The organism is Micrococcaceae bacterium Sec5.1, assembly GCA_039636795.1.
In the GTDB taxonomy this organism is placed as follows: domain Bacteria; phylum Actinomycetota; class Actinomycetes; order Actinomycetales; family Micrococcaceae; genus Arthrobacter.
In genome coordinates, this window is the sequence record CP143430.1 from 1,967,000 (window position 1) to 1,986,002 (window position 19,003).

Genomic DNA, 19,003 nt, shown 5'->3' on the forward strand with positions numbered 1-19,003 from the left:
CACGCCAGAGGTTAGTCGCCGCGGGCGCCGAAGACGATCTCGTCCCAGCTGGGGATACTTGATCGTTTCGGACGCGAGGGCTGGCGCTCTACGGGCGCCTCAGCATCCTTGTGCGTGTTCCGGTCCTCGGCCTCGAGGGATGCCTTGTCCTGTGAGGCTGTCTCTGTACGGGAGGCAGCACGATCAGTCTGTGTTTGCGGGGATGTGGCTCCGCCAAGCAGTTCGTCCAGCCCTGCCCGTTGCATCTGGTTGGTCGCGGAATCGATTCGATCCGCATCTTTGGGCTCAGGAGCGCTGGCCGCCCCCGGCTTGCGGTCGGTTAAGGAAGTAACGGGCCGCAATGGGCTTGCCACAACGGTGATTTCGCGCGTCTCCGTGCTGACGCCGTCATGGAGTTTCAGCGCGTCGTCGTCCGCGTCATGGTTCCGGGGCGCCAGGCTCAGCCGGGACAGCATGGACGGACGCCCATCCTTCCGCGTTGGCTCAGCCGCAGGGGAAGCTTGCGGTTCTGGGTGATCTCCGGCGGGTTCCTCGGCCGGCTCCTGATCTTCCCCGCCAGAACGCGGGTGGGCGGCCGGAACGTTGCTGAGCAGGACGGCCAAGGCGTCATCGCCGTCTTCGTCCACGCCCAGGCGCTGCCCACGGCGTGAGCGGAGCATTTCCAAGAGGCTGTCGGATTCCTTCGCCGACGCGCGTGCCGCGGTTTCGGCGTCGGTCTCGAAGTCGAAAGGACGATCCGAGACGGCGGCAAGCCGGCGTGCAGGAACGGGTCCGTCCAAGGGCTCCAGTTCACTGAGCTGCTGAGCCCAGCGGTTGGCGTTCTGCAGGGATTTCCGCTGCGGACTGAACGTCCACATGGCCGGTGGCTCCTCGCCGATGCTTCCGTGCGTACCGGGAACTGCATCAAAGCGCGCGACGACGGTCCAGGAACCATCGGAACGGCGCCAGGAGTCCCATTCAACCGTTGAAGAATCGATGCCGTGCGCCGACAGGCGGTGGGCCACCATTTCGCCGAGCGTCGCTGGGTTGTCGCCAAAGGCAGAGCGGTAGATGTCATGGCCAGGGGCCGGGGAAGCTACTTCAATGTTTCTGGCCTGCTGCGCAACGTACTCACGCTCGGCAAGGACAGGGCCCTCGTAACGTTGCACGTTGGCAAGGGGCAGCCCGGACAACTCCGCCACTTCGGCCGCCGTGGCTCCGCTGCGGATTCTGGACTGGATATCCCTGGGGGACATGGCAATCGGGGTGTTTGACGCCCGCGCAGCGACCTGGGCGGGTGTCCGGCTCGTCGCGGCACGAAGTGCCTCGTCGATCGGAAGCTGGAACATCGCACCGCCGGGTCCGCTCAGGAGCAGATGCCCGCCGTCGTCGTGGACGCCTACCAGCCGTAGATCCTGCATAACACCCTCCACCACATGGCATAACTGACATTCGAAACTCTGCCACCCCCGTTGCCCTTTTCCTACTAGGACAAAGGGCGTGCCGTGATATTCCGGCGAAAGAGTCAGATTACAGGGTGGATCCTTTCCAGCCATCCCAGCCCAATTTGCCGCCTCTGGACAATCGCTGGGCAGGGGAGGACAATCTGGCCGATATCGGGCACAAATCCGGGGCGTCCGGCGTTACACCCTTAGACCGGCGGCGGGCACGAAATCCGCCAGGCCGGAATCCTACCCGGAGCAAGTACGACAGGATGAAGAAGGACCATGGCCACGGATTACGATGCCCCTCGAAAGACCGAGGAAGACGTCAGCGAGGACTCGATTGAGGAACTCAAGACGCGCCAGTCGGGGAAGCAATCCTCCGCGGTGGATGTCGATGAGACCGATCTTGCCGATGGCTTCGAGCTCCCGGGAGCAGACCTCTCCGGCGAAGAGCTCCTGATTCAAGTCATGCCACCACAGCCTGACGAATTCACGTGCTACAACTGCTTCCTTGTGAAGCACCGCTCCCAGATTGCCACTGAGAGGGACGGGCACCTGTACTGCACGGAATGCGAGAGCTAGCAGTACCGGCGACTTCAGGAGCTACCTAAGGGGAGCGGCTACCGCGCGCCCAGGGCAGCGACGAGTTCGTCCGGGTGGCGCGAAGAGACCAGCCAGTAAGGCGTTCGATCAGCGGGATCGGTAATGTCGATTTTCACCACGGCATCGACCCACCCGCGGAAGCACATGTAGGCGAGGCCGTTGAGGCGGGTTCCACGTTCGGCGGTGGCCTCGTCTTTTTTGAAGGCCTCGGCGGTGCCGACGAATTTGCGGTCGATAGTGGCACGTCCCACCCGAAGGCTGTCCCGCGTAACGGTGATGGTAGGTGTTGTAACCACCAGCAGGGTGGTCATGACGGCCAGAAGCACCAGGGCGGCGATGACGCCCGCGGCGGCACTGATGGGCGCGAACATCAGGATTCCAGCGCTCGACAGGCCCACGACGACAACCCAGATCCAGATGGTGGGCCATAATTTCTCCGTGAACAACACCTCGGAGGCGGAGGGAGTATTCCGGGCAGGCATGGGGGCGGACTGGTCAGACGTAGGCATGGGTCCAGCTTATCGGCCCTTGGGCTGGCTATCTCCCCGGAGTGCCCGCATGGATGTGCCCCACGTAGAATGGTCCACTGTGAGCAACGAGACCGCAGTATTCAGTAATGACACCACCGCAGCGTATGGCACGCCCACTTTGGACGTTCAGCTGAAAATGCTCGACGCCGGACTGGAAGCACCGTCCTATGCGCACCCAGGCGATGCTGGCGCGGACCTCCGGGCCCGCGAGGACGTTAAACTTGCCCCGGGCGAGCGGAAATTGGTTCCTACGGGCGTTTCAATTGCCCTCCCTGACGGCTTTGTGGCACTGATCCACCCGCGGTCCGGCCTCGCGACCAAGCATGGCCTCACGGTTGTCAACGCACCCGGAACTGTGGACGCAGGTTACCGCGGCGAAATCGCCGTCACGCTGCTGAACACAGACCAAAACCACGCCATTGAGCTCAAGCGCGGCGATAGAATTGCCCAAATGGTGATTCAGCGCGTCGAGTACGCGCGCTTCGTGATGGTTGATGATCTATCCGACTCCGCCCGCGGTACGGGCGGCTTTGGTTCCACTGGCGGATTCAACGCACCGGTGGCCTGATAACCCACGGGGTTGCGGTTTACTTGGGGATAGACCACTACTAAGGAGACAACCCAATGCTTTTTGGGCGCGGCAAAAAGTCCAAGGCCGAGCGGCCGGAAACCGCTGGCACCGTCGAGGAAAACGACGCGGCTGAGGCAACAGCCCCTGCAACCGGCGCGTCCGGTACCAAGGGTGATTTCCGGCTTGGCAAAGGTCCTTGGGACATCGATGAGATCGAGGAACGCGACGGATACGTGGATCTCGGCGCACTGCTGATCGCACCCGCCGATGGACTCCAGTTGCGACTGGAAGTGGAAGAAGCTACTCAGCGCGTGGTGGCAGTGACCATGGACCTGGCAGGGTCAAGCCTGCAGCTCCAGGCATTCGCCGCTCCGCGTTCGGAAGGCCTGTGGGACGAGATCCGCGAGCAGATTGGCCAATCCGTAGCAAGCCAGGGTGGCGAGACAGAAGAAGTATCTGGAACGTTTGGCACAGAGCTCGTCGCCAAGCTCCCCGCCGAAGCTACTGACGGCAGCCGGGGTTTCCGGGCCGCCCGCTTCATGGGGGTGGACGGTCCCCGGTGGTTCCTGCGTGGTGTCCTCGGCGGCGAAGCTGCCCTGGACCGGGACGCCGCAGCAGGCCTGGAGGAGCTCTTCCGGCGCGTGGTTGTTGTACGCGGCGACAATCCGATGCCGCCGCGCGAACTGTTGCAGCTGCGTCTGCCCAAGGATGCTGCCGCCCAAGCCCCAGCTCAGGCCCCCGCTGAAGCTTCCGATCCCGCTGCACAGCAAGGTGGTCCCGCCCTGCACCAGCCGGAGCGGGGACCGGAGATCACCCAGATTGGCTGATACGCCCGGCTTGCCAGGATCCGCCGGGCAGCAGTCCCGGCAACACGGCGTCCGTGATCTCCCTGCCCGCGGCCGGGCCACCTGCACTGGATTCATCGAATCGGTCACGTACCAGCCGCCAAGTGAGCAACCCTTCTTTTCGGCGATTGTCGTGGACGCGCTGGAGCACAGTTCCCAACCATCAGTGGGTGGCGGGGGCGTGAAAAGGCCGTATGCACGGTTGCGCGTCATCTGGTTGGGCAGGAACCGGGTACCAGGGATTGAAGCAGGAGCGGAGTTGCGCTTGAACGGCGTGGTGACACATAAGGATGGCCTGCCTGCGATGTTCAATCCACGCTACGAAATACTTTCCCGTCAGGAGCACTTATGACAGTGGCCAATGGATCAGAACCTAAGGATCCGGCGCAGCCTACGACCGGCAAGGGTGAAACTCCGACCACGGGGTCAGCCAAGACCCCTGCAGCCGAAAGCCCGGGGGTCGCGGATCTAGCTGCGGGCTATGCAGAAAAGGCGGGACTTCAGCGCAACAGTGCCGGCCATGTGGACATGTTGAAGTCTGCCGGGGGAGTGCAAGGCATCGCGGAGAGCATCCTGCCTGGCCTCGTCTTCCTCGTGGCCTTCACCATAAGCCGCGACTTGACGATTTCGTTGGTGGCAGCGTTGGCCACGGCAGCGATTTTCACTGTTGTTCGCCTGATCCAGCGACGCCCGTTGACGCAGGCACTTGCCGGTGTGGTCGGCGTCGGGATTTCTGCTTGGTTGGCCAACACCACGGGGAAGGCTGAAGACTTCTACGTTCTGGGCTTCTTCACCAACATTGCCTATATTGCGGGCATGGTGCTGTCCATAGTGCTCAAGTGGCCTATCGCCGGCTTGCTGTTTGGTTTCGTCCGCAACGAGGGTCTCGAATGGCGCAAAGACCCGGAACGCCTGCGGGCGTACCAGCTTGGCACGTGGATTGTTGTGGCGGTGCTTGCGCTGCGGCTGGTGGTGCAGGTGCCCCTGTACTTCCTGGGTGAGCCAGGCTTGACGGCGTTGGCTACCACCCGGCTCCTCATGGGTGCACCGCTATACATCCTCGGCCTTTGGGTGGCATGGCTTGTTACCAAGCCCGCACCTCAACCGTCGAAGCCGTCGTCCTCCGCCTGATCAGTAACGCTGGCATCGCCGTCGCGGGGTCCTTGGCCCGCCATTGAGGCTGGTGACAACAGGGCCCGCAGTCCGTCCTCTGCCTGGATGGTGGTGACGAAGAACAGTTCGTCGCCACCATCGAGGACATCGTCACGACTTGGGGTGATGGGTGCCTGATCACGCAGGATGGCTACCAAGGTGGCGTCTTCGGGCCACTCAATGGCGCCCACTGTGCTCCCAATGACGTGGGAGTCGTGGGGAACGGTAAATTCCACGATCGAGGCGACGCCGGTCTGCAATGTCAACAGCCGGACGATGTCGCCGATTTCCACGGCTTCCTCAACCAGGGCAGTCATAAGCTGGGGAGTGTTGACGGCGACGTCCACACCCCAGGAGTCATTGAACATCCAGTCGTTCTTGGGGTTGTTGACACGCCCAACAGTGCGCCCTACGGCGAATTCCGTCTTGGCCAGCAGGGACACCACGAGGTTCACTTTGTCATCACCGGTAGCGGAAACCACGACGTCGGCATCCTCAAGTTTGGCGTCCTGAAGGGTGCTGAGTTCGCAGGCATCGCCCACCAGCCAGCGCGCACCCCGAAGGCCGCTGCGGCCAATGACTTCAGGCTTGAGGTCGATGAGCAGGATTTGATGGTTGTGGGCCAGGAGCTCACGGGCAATGGACGAGCCGACGCTGCCTGCGCCAACGATGACAACTTTCACTAAGACTCCTTGGCCGGTGCTTTGGCAAGGACCCGGCTGATCTCCGAAGTCCTGTCCAGGCTCAACATTGCATGGACGGTATCGCCTTCCTGATAGGCCGTGCCTGGCAGGGGCAGGAGGCCCTCGCCGAAACGCGTCAGGAAGGCGACACGGATGCCTGCGGCAGCTTCAATGGACGTCACGCTATGGCCAATCCATCCCTCGTGCAGGTCCACTTCCGCCAGGACGAGCCTGCCGGATGGCTCCCGGTAATCGCCGGCGAGATGCTGCTCCGGAAGGATGCGCCTGAGGACCTGGTCGGCGCTCCAGCGCACCGCGGCTACGGTGGGAATGCCGAGGCGCTGGTAGATTTCGGCGCGTCCGGGATCGTAGATGCGGGCCACGACGTGTCCAACATGGAATGTCTCCCGTGCCACACGGGTGGCCAGGATGTTGGAATTGTCACCACTTGAAACAGCGGCGAATGCGTAGGCCTCTTCCACTCCTGCCTGCTTGAGTGTGTCCCTGTCGAAACCTACGCCGGTGACCTTGCGGCCGGTAAACGTGTTGCGAAGCCGACGGAACGCCCGCTCGTCCTGGTCGATGATGGCCACCGAATGGCCGGCGTCTTCCAAAGTATGTGCCAGGGTTGCGCCAACACGGCCGCAACCCATGATCACGAAGTGAGCCACCGTGTCTCCTTATGTGTGTTTACCGTGTCGCTGCGTATGACTTTACCGGTGCGCTGGACGTAAGTCGGAGACCGCCGTCATGACATCGCTGGGGATTCAGAGTAGTTTTGCGAAAGTGTTGACAATACTGAATGCTGCGAAGCGTGTGTTGGTGGGCCGGCCAGTCCGGAATGACCGCCTATCCCACACCCTCTTGCCCAAGCGCATCGCTTTGCCGATCTTCGCCTCGGATGCCCTGTCTTCGGTGGCCTACGCACCGGATGAAATCCTGCTGACCTTGGCTCTCGCGGGTGTGAGCGCGGTAGCGTTCTCCCCCTTTGTTGGGTTGGCAGTGATGGTGGTGTTGCTCACAGTGGTGGCCTCTTACCGCCAGAATGTGCATGCCTACCCGTCGGGCGGAGGGGACTATGAGATTGCCAACGTCAATCTGGGCAAGTACGCCGGGCTCACCGTTGCTGCTGCGCTCCTCGTGGACTATGTCCTGACCGTTGCAGTGTCGATGTCCTCTGCCGCTGCATATCTCACCACGGCGATCCCTTCGTTGCACGGCCAACAGGCGATGATCGCGACTGTGGGCGTGATCATTCTCGCTTTGGTCAACCTGCGAGGCATCAAGGAGGCCGGCACGGTCTTCGCCGTTCCCACCTACATTTTCATGGCCTCCATCATTGGCATGACCCTCGTGGGCATCTTCCAGGCCATTACGGGACAACTGGGCCAGGCGGCGTCCGCCAACTTCACCATCGTGCCCGAGGCCGGCTTCGACGAAGGCCTCGTTGGCCTTGCCGGTGCATTCCTGTTGCTGCGTGCCTTTTCCTCGGGTGCTGCTGCCTTGACGGGTGTGGAGGCGATCAGCAACGGCGTGCCCAACTTCCGGAAGCCCAAGAGCAAGAACGCTGCCACCACCCTGTTGTTGCTCGGCGCGATCGCGGCGGCCATGCTGGCCGGCATCCTTTACCTCGCCAACGCCACGAAGGTGCACATTGTCTTGGATCCCGCCAAGGAGTTCCTCCTTGATGGCAAGCCGTTGCCCGAGGGCTATATCCAGAATCCGGCCATCAGCCAGATCGCCGACACCATTTTTGGGGCCGGTTCCATTCCGTTCTACATAGTGGTGGCTGCCACCGGCGTCATTCTCGTGTTCGCTTCCAACACCGCGTTCAACGGCTTCCCTGTGCTGGGCTCCATCCTGGCTCAGGACGGTTATCTGCCCCGCCAGCTCCGCACCCGCGGCGACAGGTTGGCCTTCAGCAATGGCGTGCTGGCCTTGGCTGCCGGAGCGCTGGTTCTCATCCTTTCGTTCAACGCTGATGTCACCAAGCTCATCCAGCTGTACATCGTGGGGGTCTTCATTTCCTTCACCGCCAGCCAGCTTGGCATGGTCCGCCACTGGGGCCGCGAACTGAAACTCGCGCGGGACAAATCGGTACGCCGCAGGATCATCAAATCGCGGACCATCAACATGGTGGGTTTCGGCATGACTGCGCTCGTCTTGGTCATCGTCCTCATCACCAAATTTGAGCAAGGTGCCTGGATCGCACTTCTGGCAATGTTCGTGCTGTTCCTCATCATGTGGAGTATCCGGGCGCACTATGACAATGTTGCCAAGGAATTGGCTGTTGACGAGGATTCATCGCCACGCGCGCTGCCTACCCGTGTCCACGCCGTACTGCTTGTTTCGCACGTCCGCAAACCTGTATTGCGGGCCCTGGCTTACGCCCGGGCGTCGCGGCCCTCGCGACTGGATGCGATTACCGTGGACATCAACTCCGAAGAGACAGAACATACCGTGCGGGATTGGGAGAAGCTGGAAATTCCAGTACCGCTCACCGTACTGGCCAGCCCCTACCGTGAGACCGTGACTCCCATCATGGAGTACATCAAGAACATGCGACGCGACTCACCCCGGGACTTGATCGTGGTGTACATCCCCGAGTACGTCGTGGGCAAATGGTGGGAGCAGCTGGTTCACAACCAGACGGCACTCAGAATCAAGACGCGGCTCCACTTTGAACCTGGAGTCATGGTTGCCAGCGTTCCTTGGCAGCTCAAGTCCTCCGAAGAAGCAAAGGCACTGCAGGATACACAATGACCTCCCACAGCATTTCCCCCCTCACTGACAACAGCGGAGGCCAAGGTACGCCCGGCACCGAACTGACCGTTGACGTTGGCCCTGTCGCACACGGCGGGCATTTCGTCGCACGCCATGAAGGTCGCGTCATCTTCGTACGCCATGGCATTCCGGGGGAGAAGGTCCGGATCCGATTGACCGACTCCGGCGACTCGTCGCGCTTCTGGCGTGCCGACGTCGTCGAGGTCCTGGAAGCCTCGCCGGACCGCGTGCCGCATTTCTGGAAGCCGGCCGATTCGCTGGCGGCCTGGCAGCACGGGAATCCACCCGTGGGCGGCGCCGAGCTCGGCCACATTTCCCTGCAACGGCAGCGTGCCCTGAAGGCCGAAGTGTTGTCCGAGCAACTCAAGAGACTCGCGGGCCTGGACCTCGCGGTCGAGGTTGAGGGCGTGGGTGCCAACGACGACGGCGGACTCGGCTGGCGTACGCGCGCCAGCTTTGCTGTCACACCCAAGGGACGGCTGGGAATGCATGCCCACCGTTCGGACGTCGTGGTGCCCATACGGGAGATGCCACTGGCGCTCTCCGGAATCAACGACCTCAAGTTGTGGGACCTTGATCTCAGCGGGATAGCACGCGTAGAAGTGGTGGCGCCAGCCAATGGCTCCAGGCCGCTCGTGTTGCTGGCGCCGGAGGAAACAACAAGTCCCAAGCGGCTGCACAGCATCCTTTCGCAGTTGTCGCACGAAGTTTCCGTAGCCAGCTTCGATCCCGGCAAGGGCCAAGTACTGCAGCTTCGGGGACGGACCTGGGTGCAGGAATCGGCGGCAGGGCATGAATACCGGGTGACAGGCGAAGGCTTCTGGCAGATTCACAAAGACGCGCCGGAGACGTTGGTCAACGCGGTGACCGGCTACCTCGCAGGCGGTGGGTATCTCCAACCGGGTGCTGCGGTGGCGGACCTCTACGCCGGCGCAGGCCTGTTTACTGCTCCTTTGGCTGATGCGGTAGGCGTTACGGGTTCGGTATTGTCCGTTGAAGGATCGCCTGGCACCAGCCGTGATGCGCGCAAGAACCTGCACGGAGAATCCCATGTTGAGATCGTGCAGGGACGAGTGGAGCGGGTATTGCACCAGCGTCCCAGGAACTTTGATTCCCTGGTCCTGGACCCGCCGCGCGTGGGGGCTGGAAAAGCCGTGGTAAACCAACTCATGGCCTCACATCCCCGCGCAATTGCCTATGTGTCCTGTGATCCGGCTTCTTTTGCACGTGATCTGGGTTACTTCCAGCAGGGCGGTTGGCGCCTGGAGTCGTTGAGAGCGTTCGACCTGTACCCCCACACTCATCACTTGGAGACCGTCAGCCTCATCGTTCCCGCCGGTTAGGCGTCTATCGCCCGCCGCGCCACCGGATGGCGGGCGATTCGTCGAGGGTGCCGCGCTGGGTGCAACTGCCTGCGGCAGTGCTTCAACATGATCGATGCCACTACGATGGGCATAGTAGTCCCACATAGCAGCCCCACTCCGCGTAGTTCCGCGGGGGATAGGGGTTGACCAACTGAGAGTGCCGCCCGGCTAAGTAAGGTGCGCCTAACTGGCTAGCGGCCAACCACGCGACAAAGATGAAACTGTTGCGAGAGGAGTCCTGCCATGAGCACTGTGGACAGCTTCGGTTCCAAAGGCGTACTGAATGTAGCCGGCACCGATTATGAAATTTTCCGGTTGAACTCCGTAGAGGGCGCAGACAGCCTTCCGTTCAGCCTCAAGGTATTGCTTGAAAACCTCCTGCGGACTGAGGATGGCGCCAATATAACGGCTGACCACGTCCGCGCCCTGGCCGGTTGGGACCCCAATGCGGAGCCCGACACGGAGATCCAGTTCACCCCGGCCCGAGTCATCATGCAGGACTTCACCGGCGTACCCTGCGTTGTAGACCTCGCCACCATGCGCGAGGCAGTTAAAGAACTTGGCGGCGACCCCAAGCGCGTCAACCCCTTGGCGCCAGCCGAAATGGTCATCGACCACTCCGTCCAGATCGACGCCTTCGGTAACTCCGGCGCACTGGAGCGCAACATGGAGATCGAATACCAGCGCAATGGTGAGCGCTACCAATTCCTGCGGTGGGGCCAGACGGCCTTTGATGACTTCAAGGTTGTCCCCCCGGGAACCGGCATTGTCCACCAGGTCAACATCGAGTACCTGGCCCGCACGGTCATGACCCGTGAGATCGATGGCGTGCTTCGTGCCTACCCGGACACCTGCGTTGGAACCGACTCCCACACCACCATGGTCAACGGTCTGGGAATCCTGGGTTGGGGCGTCGGCGGCATCGAAGCCGAGGCTGCCATGCTTGGCCAGCCCGTCTCCATGCTGATTCCCCGCGTCGTGGGCTTCAAGCTCAGCGGCAGCATCCCGGCAGGCGCCACCGCAACGGACGTTGTGCTGACCATCACCGAAATGCTGCGCAAGCACGGCGTGGTGGGTAAGTTCGTCGAATTCTACGGTGAAGGCGTTGCCGCTGTGCCGCTGGCAAACCGCGCAACCATCGGAAACATGAGCCCGGAATTCGGTTCCACGGCCGCCATGTTCCCGATTGACGATGTCACCTTGGAATACCTGCGCCTGACCGGCCGGTCCGAAGAGAATGTCGCCCTTGTGGAGGCATACACCAAGGAGCAGGGCCTCTGGCACGATCCTTCCCGCGAGCTGCGCTTCTCCGAGTTCCTAGAGCTGGACCTTTCAACGGTTGTTCCGTCCATCTCCGGCCCGAAGCGTCCGCAGGACCGCATCGAGCTGACGGATGCCAAGGAGCAGTTCCGGAAGGACATCCACAACTACGTCGCCATTGAAGATGGCAGTGTAGACGAATCCCTGGACGAGTCCTTCCCGGCTTCGGATTCACCGTCCTTCACGCACGCCGACTCGCACACGACGGAGACGGCACGCGTTGCGTCCGCCGCCAACGGTGCGCACGGCCGCCCGTCCTCCCCGGTGCACGTGAAGACAGCCGACGGCCGCGAGTTCGAGCTGGACCACGGTGCAGTGTCGATCGCCTCGATCACGTCCTGCACCAACACCTCCAACCCGTCTGTCATGTTGGCTGCAGCCCTCCTTGCACGCAACGCTGTTGACAAGGGCCTGACGTCCAAGCCGTGGGTCAAGACCTCTGTGGCTCCGGGCTCGAAGGTCGTCACCGACTACTACGAGAAGTCCGGCCTGACCCCGTACCTGGAGAAGCTCGGCTTCTACATCGTGGGCTACGGCTGTGCAACGTGCATCGGCAACTCCGGCCCTCTGGAGCCGGAGATCTCCGAAGCCATCCAGGCCAACGACCTCTCCGTGACGGCTGTCCTCTCGGGCAACCGCAACTTCGAAGGCCGTATCAACCCGGACGTCAAGATGAACTACCTGGCTTCCCCGCCGTTGGTCATCGCTTACGCCCTGGCCGGTTCCATGGACTTCGATTTCGACACCGATGCCCTGGGCACGGACTCCGAGGGCAACGAAGTTTTCCTGAAGGACATCTGGCCGAACCCCATCGAGGTGCAGGAAGTCATTGACTCCTCCATCGACAAGGCTATGTTCGCCAAGGGTTACGAGGGCGTCTTCGACGGCGACGAGCGCTGGAAGGCACTCGACACCCCGGCAGGCGACACGTTCGCCTGGGCCGAGGACTCCACCTACGTGCGGAAGCCCCCATACTTCGAAGGCATGAAGGCGCAGCCGGATCCCGTCAAGGACATTGCAGGTGCACGCGTGCTCCTGAAGCTTGGCGATTCCGTCACCACGGACCACATCTCCCCGGCCGGCTCGTTCAAGTCGGACACGCCTGCAGGCCAGTACCTCCTGGCCAATGGCGTGGAGCGCAAGGACTTCAACTCCTACGGCTCGCGCCGTGGCAACCACGAAGTCATGATCCGCGGTACCTTCGCCAACATCCGCATCAAGAACCAGCTCCTGGACGGCGTCGAGGGTGGCTTCACCCGCGACTTCAGCCAGGAAGGTGCACCGCAGGCCTACGTTTACGATGCCGCACAGAACTACCAGGCTGCGGGAACGCCGCTGGTTGTCCTTGCAGGCAAGGAATACGGTTCCGGATCGTCCCGTGACTGGGCAGCCAAGGGCACTGCGCTCCTGGGTGTCAAGGCCGTCGTTGCCGAGAGCTACGAGCGCATCCACCGCTCCAACCTCATCGGCATGGGCGTTCTTCCCCTGCAGTTCCCCGCTGGCGAGTCCGCGGCAACGCTCGGCCTGACCGGCACGGAGACGTTCTCGGTTGAAGGCGTTACGGCGCTGAACAACGGCACCACGCCCAAGACGCTCAAGGTGACGGCAACGGCCGAGGACGGCACGTCCAAGTCCTTCGACGCTGTCCTGCGCATCGATACCCCGGGTGAAGCGGACTACTACCGCAACGGTGGCATCCTGCAGTACGTGCTTCGGCAAATTAGCGGTTCCTGAGCTGATCGGCTCGGATACCAGAGGATCTGGTCGCTGACTCGCTTTCACCGGCTGTCACACTAGAGTCTCGCTCAAGTGCCCCGTCAGGCTTCGGCCTGGCGGGGCACTTCTGCTTTGTAGGTCCGACTCCGGGCCTACGCGGACGCGCCGCCCAGCCGGAAAGGCTCGCCCGGTGCGAGCACGCGGATGCGCTTGGGGTTGACCACGACGTCCCAGAGCGTGTCCGGGTCGGCGTTGAACGGGGAAAAATCGGGGGAGTCCACCGAGCCCCAGTGGTGCAGGATCAGGTCTGCGTCGGGGTAGGCATTGGCCATCTCGACCGCGCCGTCGAAGGTGAAATGCCACTCGCTGTCCGAGAAGTCGAACAGTAGCGCGTCCGGGGTCGGCATGGTCAGATGGTGTTCGCGGATCAGCCGTGAGTCCCCTGGTGCCCAGATCACGCCGTCACGGGTCTCGATCCAGAAGCCGCACGAGTCCTCATCGCGGAAGGTGCGCTGTCCCGGCTTGGGCGCGGCATTCTGCCAGGCATGGTCCGCCGGCGTGACCGTGACCCGGACCCCGCCGATGGAGAAGGCGTCGCCGGTGCCGTGGCCCTCGGCGGGCATGCCCAGTTCCTGCATCAGATCGGAGACGTAGCGCGTCGAGTGGAACCGCTGCGTGACTTCATTCAAGGCATTACACGTCGGCACGCTGAAGTGGTCATTGTCCGCGTGAGTGACCAGGATCCCATCGACTCGGGGGACGTCTGCCGCCCGGAGCGGGTAGTCGATGAGCACAGGCATGTCAAAGTCCTGGAGCAGCGGATCGACCATAATCAGCGTCCCCCGTGCATTGATCAGAAATCCCGCCATGCCGAGCCAGTAAAGGACGGTACCGTGCGGGTTATCGAAGGCCTCAGCACGAATTGGCATAGTTTTCGGGGCCATGGCCTGCCCGCGGGGGCTGTGCCGGAGCGGTGGGTGCGAATGGTTCATCATGTCTCCTTGGGTCTATTCTGCGGTGCAATGGGAGTGGTCACTGTTCACTCCGGCGACCGAGCATGAAATCAGCCATAAGATCTTGCACGGCCTCAACCATGTGCTCACCGGCGGCAGTTCCGCAGCCAACGGAACGGGCGGCAGCAATGAGAGGTGTAGTGCCGTGTCCCGAGACGACGTCGCCGACGAACATTGAGGAGGTCAGCAACGAGCGATCCACCGGCAACGGGTCTTTGTCTCCCATCCCCAGAGGGGTCGCGTTGAAGACCAGGTCGAAGCCCGTTGGGTCGACCGTCCCGGCACGCGCGCGGCCAGGATCCATCATCTCCAGCAGGTCCAGTAAACCGCTCACGCGCGACAGGTCGGCGTCGTGGAGCACGAGCTCCCGCACCCCGGCTTCGATGAGGGCGATTGCGATCGCACTGCCCGCGCTTCCGGTACCCACTAGCAACGCTCGTGAGCCGTAGATGGTCGCGCCGTGGTCCTGCTGCGCCTTGACGAACGCGAGGCCGTCGAGCATGTCCCCATGCCAGGTGCCGTCCGGGTTGCGGCGCATGACGCTGACGACGCCAGAGCGGCTCGCACGGTCGGTGCTGGTGGAGCAATAGGTGAAGGAGCCGTGCTTGTGCGGCATCGTGACCAGGATCCCGTCGACGTTCGGCGTTGCTGTGAGTCCGGCCATGACGGCATCGAGTGCGCCCTCTGGTACTTGCATCGGTACGCAGATCCCGTTATGGCCGCGCTCCGCGAAAGTCCGCGTGAGCCATATAGGGGACTGCACGTGCGTGATGGGGTCTCCGATGATGGGAAACAAGCGGGTGGCTCCGCTCAGATGTTGCAGCGTCTCTGCTGTTCCGTCCGGGATCCATGCGGTCATGGGTGGTTTCTCCTTCTCGGTAGGGGTTTCCCCGCCGCGTCGGGTGTTTCGCGTGTATCTGGAGCCCGGTGTCAGGCGTCCTCGACGACGTTCTTCAGCACGGTCGTCGCGCCCATCCCGTTGGGCCAGCCGGCGTAGAAGGAAAGGTGCAGTAACGCTTCCTTGAGCTCCTTTTCTCCTTCGTCGTAGTTGCTCGAATGCCTCTATTCCATCGCGACTGCGGCAGGGGAGGGGAGTCTCTAGTGAAGGGTGTACCAGCGGGGCCTCCCTCCAAGCCAGTGGCCCGAATAGCGTTGTGTGCATGAACACCAAGGATGAAGCACGGGAGTTCCTCATATCCCGTCGGGCGAACATCAGCCCCGAGCAGGCCGGACTGACGGTCTCGGGGCACCGTCGCGTCGCGGGCTTGAGGCGGGGGGAGGTTGCGATGCTTGCGGACGTGAGTCCGGAGTACTATGCCAAGATCGAGCGAGGCAACCTCGCCGGGGTGTCCGACTCCGTGCTGGAGTCGGTCGCACGGGCCCTGCAGCTCGACGATGCCGAGCGCGAGCACCTTTTTGATCTCGCACGGGCCGCAAACGGAGGCGCGCAGCACGTGCGCCGGCGCAAGTCGAAGACATGGGTGGCGCGGGATAGCCTGACCCGTGCGCTGGACGTCATCGTGAACGGTCCGGCGTTCGTACGCAACGGACGGATGGACATCTTGGCGACCAACGCCCTGGGTCGCGCCTTCTATGACGAGGTCTTCGACGGGCCCGGGCAGGGGAACCTCGCCCGGTACTGCTTCTTCGACGAACGCGCAAAGACGTTCTACCCGGACTGGGAGGCGGCGGCCGACGTCACCGTGGCGATTCTGCGCACGGAGGCCGGTCATGATCCTCGTGACAAGCAGTTGCATGACCTTGTCGGTGAACTCTCCACCCGCAGTGACGCGTTCCGTACGCGGTGGGGTGCGCACAACGTCCGCCGCCACGGCTCGGGCACGAAGGACTTTCACCACCACGAGGTCGGCGACCTCACCCTCACCTACGAAGGACTCGAGCTGACCGCCGAGCCGGGGCTTTCGTTCCTCATTTACACCGCCGAGCCCGGTTCGCCGAGCGATCAACGGCTGCACTTGCTGGCAAGCCTCGCCGCCACCGTAACCGCGACGCGTCGCACCCCGTACTCGGCGACACCACCACCACGAAGGACTGATCATGCAGACCAGAGCACTGGGCCAGGGGCTTGAGGTCTCCGCGATGATCGTGCCGATCCCCGGCACATGGCTTACCTCAACCGCTGGACGGAACAAAAGGAAAAGCAAAATGACTGACAACGAATTCGACCAGATCTTCCCGCTCGGGGAAAAGAACGACGCCTACGCCCAGTACTTCATCGGCCAGAGTTATCTGGCCCCGCTCGCCTCGGGAAGTGTTCCGGTCAGCAACGTCTCCTTCGAGCCGGGATGCCGCAACAACTGGCACATCCACCACGGCACCGATGGTGGAGGAGACCAGATCCTGATCTGCACTGCGGGCAGCGGCTGGTACCAGGCAGAGGGCACCGAGCCGATCAGCCTGGAGCCCGGAACGGTGATCCACGTCCGGGCCGGCACGAAGCACTGGCACGGTGCGAAGGCCAATTCGTGGTTCTCCCACGTTGCTTTCATCACCCCGGGCGAAGGCGTAAGCAACGAATGGCTGGAGCCGGTCACCGACGAGGTGTACGGCGCGCTTCCGACCAACGGAGAGAACGCATGAGCATCCTGAACGAGAGCTACACCCTGTCCAACGGCATCGAGATCCCGAAGCTGGGGCTCGGCACGTGGTTCATCGACGATGACGAGGCAGCGGGCGCGGTCGCCGCGATCGACGTCTACAGCGGCAAGTGACGCAGGAGGACCAAGTAGCATGACTGCGTGGAACCGGTGACGCCGTCACGTCCTCCGATCGTCCGGCGATCTGGACGGCTTGACGTGACTCATATCACCTGACATGATGATTTCTGGTTCTTTCGAGACCTGGGTATGTAACTCGCTTCGGGCGAGGCAAGGCTCAAGCTCTGCGACCTTCATCGGTCAACCGGCTTGGGCCTTTTTCGTGCCCTGATACAGGATCACCTGAAACAGCTCAAGCCGCGTTGCCTCACACCCCGCCCAATGAAGGGCGGATCTGAGAATGCGAGGAAATCATGAGCAAGCAATACGCTCCCTTAGCCGCAGACATAGTGCGGCTCGTTGGCGGCAAAGCCAACATTACCGAGGCCTACCACTGCCAGACCCGGCTTCGTTTCGCCCTAAAGGATGAATCCGCCGTCGCGCTGGACGAGCTGAACGCCACTGAAGGCATCGTAAAAACCCTCTCCAAGGGAGGGGTCTTCCAAGTGGTGGTCGGCATGCACGTCAAGGAAGTGTTCAACGAAGTGGAGCGCGAGCTCGGCGATTTGTCTGTCAACGCCAAGGACGACGGCGGCGCGGCCAAGGTCAAGCGCAATAACGTGGGCAGCGCGGTGATCGAGTTCGTCTCCAGTGTCTTCCAGCCCCTCATCCCAGCATTGTCTGGAGCTGGTATGGTCAAGGCGCTCCTTGCCCTGCTCGTAGTGCTGAATCTCGTGTCCCGGGAATCTCAGACTTACGCTTTGGTCAACCTTTTCGCAGATGCAGTGTTCTACTTCCTCCCCGTGCTGCTGGCTTTTAGTGCGGCTCAGAAGTTGAAGATCAGCCCGATCCTGGCAGCCGCGGTCGCTGCCATGATGCTGCACCCCAACTGGGTCGCCCTGGTGACGAAGAAGGACCCGGTCACCTTCTTCGACATCTTGCCGTTCCCCTTGGTCAACTACTCGGGCGCGGTCATTCCGATCATCTTGGTCGTGTTCGCCCAGTACTACGTGGAGCGTGGTCTGACCCGGGTGGTTCCGAAGTCCGTGAACCTGGTGTTCGTGCCGATGCTGACCTTCCTCATCATGGGTACCCTGGCCCTCGGTGTGCTCGGACCCATTGGCAGCATTCTGAGCGGCTACCTTGGTTCCTTCTTCACATTCCTGAGCACCAACGCAGCCTGGGCCCCGGCCCTGCTGGTCGGTGCGACACTTCCGGTCATGGTCATGTTCGGCCTGCACAACGGCATCGCCCCGCTCGGTGTCGTCCAGCTCGCCCAGACGGGCAAGGAAAGCATCTTCGGCCCCGGTGCCCTGGTCTCCAACATCGCCATGGGCGCAGCGTCCCTGGTGGTCGCTTTCCGAACCAAGGACAAGAAGACGCGTCAGATTGCCACCGCAGGCGGCATCACAGGCCTGATGGGCATCACGGAACCGATTCTCTATGGCATCGCCCTCCCCAAGCGTTACCCGCTCATCGCGGCCATGATCGGCGGTGGCGCGGGCGGCTTGTACGCGGGCTTGACCCAGACGCACCGCTTTGCCACCGGCTCCTCCGGCCTGCCCGCCGTTCTGCTCTACATCGGTGACAACACGCTGGTGAACATGATCAACATCATCATCGCCCTGGTCATCTCCGCCGTCGTCTCCGCCGTGCTGACCTTTGTGCTCTCGTTCAAGTTCGAAAAGCCCGCCGTCGAAACGGCCTCGGCAGCGGACGACGATGCGGCCCCGTCCGTCCGTCGCCCTGCTGCCAAGGAGACCGCCGCCGTCGCCGGTGGCACAGCAACTCTGGTGCGGACCGAAACCATTGAATTGGCAGCGCCCTGCGCCGGCACCGTTGTTCCGTTGGCCGACGTCGGCGATCCGGTCTTCGCCTCCGGAGCCATGGGTCCGGGCGTCGCCGTGGAACCGTCCGAGAGCGTCATCGTCTCCCCGGTGAGCGGAACGGTAGCCGTGGCCATGAAGACCGGCCACGCCTTCGGCATCAAGACCGACGACGGCGTAGAGGTACTGGTGCACGTGGGCATCGACACGGTGACCATGAAGGGTGAGGGTTTCCACGGCGCGCTGGAACGCGGGACACGCGTGGAGGCAGGGCAGCCGCTCGTCACGGCCGACCTGGACGCCATTCGCGCCGCCGGCCATCCGGCCACCGTACTGGTGGTCGTGACCAACGGACCCAAGGACGCACCGGTGGAGCAGCTTGAAGGCGGCTCCGTGGTGGCAGGCGCGGCGATCGCCGTCGTCGGACGCTGACCAGGAAGCCACGAAAGGAACCG

At 62.6% G+C, this 19,003-nt stretch carries 17 protein-coding genes; 11 read left to right on the forward strand and 6 right to left on the reverse strand.

The annotated features are described in order from the left end of the window. Positions 1-11: 11 nt before the first annotated feature. Positions 12-1,400: a septation protein SepH gene (sepH, locus tag VUN82_09060; GenBank protein XAS73965.1), complete on the reverse strand. Its 1,389-nt coding sequence runs from the start codon at positions 1,398-1,400 to the stop codon at positions 12-14. 306 nt (positions 1,401-1,706) lie between these two features. On the opposite strand from sepH, the gene VUN82_09065 reads away from it, so the two are divergent. After that, a complete protein-coding gene (locus VUN82_09065; protein XAS73966.1) occupies positions 1,707-2,006 on the forward strand; it encodes a DUF4193 domain-containing protein in 300 nt (99 codons plus the stop codon). Between the two features lie 38 nt (positions 2,007-2,044). Here VUN82_09065 and VUN82_09070 read toward each other — a convergent pair whose 3' ends face one another. Next, positions 2,045-2,536 (reverse strand): DUF3093 domain-containing protein, encoded by a 492-nt coding sequence (locus VUN82_09070; protein XAS73967.1) that lies wholly within the window; start codon positions 2,534-2,536, stop codon positions 2,045-2,047. Between the two features lie 79 nt (positions 2,537-2,615). Between VUN82_09070 and dut the strand changes: the two genes are divergently transcribed. The 3 genes from dut (at position 2,616) to VUN82_09085 (ending at position 5,104) form a co-directional block, all read left to right on the forward strand. Beyond that, complete coding sequence (gene dut / locus VUN82_09075; GenBank protein XAS73968.1) at positions 2,616-3,125, forward strand: dUTP diphosphatase; 510 nt, start codon at positions 2,616-2,618, stop codon at positions 3,123-3,125. A gap of 56 nt (positions 3,126-3,181) precedes the next feature. Continuing rightward, complete coding sequence (locus VUN82_09080) at positions 3,182-3,955, forward strand: DUF3710 domain-containing protein (GenBank protein XAS73969.1); 774 nt, start codon at positions 3,182-3,184, stop codon at positions 3,953-3,955. Positions 3,956-4,321: 366 nt separating this feature from the next. Further along, positions 4,322-5,104 carry a DUF3159 domain-containing protein gene (locus VUN82_09085; GenBank protein ID XAS73970.1) on the forward strand — a complete coding sequence of 261 codons (783 nt, stop codon included), beginning with the start codon at positions 4,322-4,324 and terminating at the stop codon, positions 5,102-5,104. On the opposite strand, the gene VUN82_09090 is transcribed toward VUN82_09085, so the two are convergent. Further along, positions 5,074-5,808, reverse strand: coding sequence for an NAD-binding protein (locus VUN82_09090; GenBank protein ID XAS73971.1), 735 nt, complete (start codon positions 5,806-5,808; stop codon positions 5,074-5,076). The genes VUN82_09085 and VUN82_09090 overlap by 31 nt on opposite strands. Continuing rightward, on the reverse strand, positions 5,808-6,479 hold the full coding sequence (locus VUN82_09095; protein XAS73972.1) for a TrkA family potassium uptake protein: 672 nt from the start codon (positions 6,477-6,479) through the stop codon (positions 5,808-5,810). The genes VUN82_09090 and VUN82_09095 overlap by 1 nt, the downstream gene beginning before the upstream one ends. 79 nt (positions 6,480-6,558) lie before the next feature. Between VUN82_09095 and VUN82_09100 the strand changes: the two genes are divergently transcribed. The 3 genes from VUN82_09100 (at position 6,559) to acnA (ending at position 13,010) form a co-directional block, all read left to right on the forward strand. Beyond that, positions 6,559-8,571 carry an APC family permease gene (locus VUN82_09100; GenBank protein ID XAS73973.1) on the forward strand — a complete coding sequence of 671 codons (2,013 nt, stop codon included), beginning with the start codon at positions 6,559-6,561 and terminating at the stop codon, positions 8,569-8,571. Further along, positions 8,568-9,935: a TRAM domain-containing protein gene (locus tag VUN82_09105; protein ID XAS73974.1), complete on the forward strand. Its 1,368-nt coding sequence runs from the start codon at positions 8,568-8,570 to the stop codon at positions 9,933-9,935. The genes VUN82_09100 and VUN82_09105 overlap by 4 nt, the downstream gene beginning before the upstream one ends. A gap of 264 nt (positions 9,936-10,199) precedes the next feature. Then, positions 10,200-13,010, forward strand: coding sequence for an aconitate hydratase AcnA (acnA, locus tag VUN82_09110; protein ID XAS73975.1), 2,811 nt, complete (start codon positions 10,200-10,202; stop codon positions 13,008-13,010). Positions 13,011-13,144: 134 nt separating this feature from the next. On the opposite strand, the gene VUN82_09115 is transcribed toward acnA, so the two are convergent. Beyond that, positions 13,145-13,987, reverse strand: coding sequence for an MBL fold metallo-hydrolase (locus VUN82_09115; GenBank protein XAS73976.1), 843 nt, complete (start codon positions 13,985-13,987; stop codon positions 13,145-13,147). Between the two features lie 37 nt (positions 13,988-14,024). Next, positions 14,025-14,864: a hypothetical protein gene (locus VUN82_09120; GenBank protein ID XAS73977.1), complete on the reverse strand. Its 840-nt coding sequence runs from the start codon at positions 14,862-14,864 to the stop codon at positions 14,025-14,027. 301 nt (positions 14,865-15,165) lie between these two features. Between VUN82_09120 and VUN82_09125 the strand changes: the two genes are divergently transcribed. The 4 genes from VUN82_09125 (at position 15,166) to VUN82_09140 (ending at position 18,980) form a co-directional block, all read left to right on the forward strand. Then, positions 15,166-16,095, forward strand: coding sequence for a helix-turn-helix transcriptional regulator (locus tag VUN82_09125; GenBank protein ID XAS73978.1), 930 nt, complete (start codon positions 15,166-15,168; stop codon positions 16,093-16,095). Between the two features lie 76 nt (positions 16,096-16,171). Then, positions 16,172-16,606 carry a cupin domain-containing protein gene (locus VUN82_09130; GenBank protein ID XAS73979.1) on the forward strand — a complete coding sequence of 145 codons (435 nt, stop codon included), beginning with the start codon at positions 16,172-16,174 and terminating at the stop codon, positions 16,604-16,606. After that, positions 16,603-16,737 carry a hypothetical protein gene (locus VUN82_09135; GenBank protein ID XAS73980.1) on the forward strand — a complete coding sequence of 45 codons (135 nt, stop codon included), beginning with the start codon at positions 16,603-16,605 and terminating at the stop codon, positions 16,735-16,737. The genes VUN82_09130 and VUN82_09135 overlap by 4 nt, the downstream gene beginning before the upstream one ends. 299 nt (positions 16,738-17,036) lie before the next feature. Then, complete coding sequence (locus VUN82_09140; GenBank protein XAS73981.1) at positions 17,037-18,980, forward strand: beta-glucoside-specific PTS transporter subunit IIABC; 1,944 nt, start codon at positions 17,037-17,039, stop codon at positions 18,978-18,980. Positions 18,981-19,003: the final 23 nt, after the last annotated feature.